The organism is Poinsettia branch-inducing phytoplasma str. JR1 (genome assembly GCF_000309465.1).
GTDB lineage: Bacteria > Bacillota_I > Bacilli_A > Acholeplasmatales > Acholeplasmataceae > Phytoplasma > Phytoplasma pruni.
The window spans coordinates 1-1025 of the sequence record NZ_AKIK01000033.1 but is presented as its reverse complement, the minus strand read 5'-3'; the positions used below and the strand labels follow the sequence as shown (position 1 = coordinate 1025).

1 protein-coding gene and 1 pseudogene are annotated in these 1025 nt (G+C 28.2%); both read right to left on the bottom strand.

Features of this window, described 5'->3' with window-relative positions:
* Positions 1-271: pseudogene (locus tag ON17_RS00845) on the bottom strand (hypothetical protein); the annotation flags it as partial.
* Between the two features lie 276 nt (positions 272-547).
* Positions 548-901, bottom strand: coding sequence for an SVM family protein (locus tag ON17_RS00840; protein ID WP_017191595.1), 354 nt, complete (start codon positions 899-901; stop codon positions 548-550).
* Positions 902-1025: the final 124 nt, after the last annotated feature.

Genomic DNA, 1025 nt, shown 5'->3' with positions numbered 1-1025 from the left:
CGATGGCGATTTCGTATTTTAGGAGATCTTCTAAGGTGTATTCGTAATCTTCATCATCGGGGTATTGGATATTAAAAGGATTAGGGCGATGTTTAAAATAAACCCCTAAGAGATCTGAAGGAGGGTTTTTGAATTTGTTGAAGAAAAATTTACGTCCATAAGGGTTGTATGACGGTTCTTCGAGATTATAGGTAGAAGTTTGGATATCGAAATATTTTAAGATGTTAGGAATATCTTCTTTATCTAGAACGTTGATGTCATATCTTTTCATTTTTTTTTGAGTGTTTAACCATTCTTTTTGAAGGGTTTGATAGTCTACTAGTTTAATAGTTGATTTGGTTTGTTTATGGAAATAGTTATGAGCATAGATGGGATTATGGAATAAAAAAATAGGGATTAATAAAGAAATGATTAAGAAAACTTTTTTAAGGATTTGGTTTTATTCATGGTTTGTTTGCCTCCTTTGGTTTTGTTTGGGTAAAAGAAAAAGACCCTAGGGAGGGTCTTTTTTGTGAATATTATTTAATTTTATTTTAGCGTTTGGGTGTTATCGATTTAGTGGGTTATTTGGTTGATTAGGGTTGATGGGTTGTTGCCCGATAATTCTTAATCTATCATAAAGATTGTTTAGCTCTAAATATATCGCTCGGTTTCTGATATTTAATTCTAAGTTTGCAAAAGAACTTATTGGATTTAAACTCATTTGGTTGGATAATTGTTTTTTTTCTAAAGCTAATTCCAAAATTCTATTATTAATTTCTCTTATTTCATTTCTTATTTCATTATTGTTATTATCGTTATTCATCGCCATTAATTGTTGATTATTTATTATAAATAACAATCCTACAAAGATTATTAAATAAAGATAAATTATTTTACATTGAGTTGTTGATTTTAACATTAATTAAATCTCCTTTTATTTTATTCCTCAGTTGAGATGATTTCATAGAGGGGATCGAAAGAGGATTGTTTTTTATTTTAAATATTTGTTTAATGATTCAATAGCTTCTCTTTTGAAACTTTAG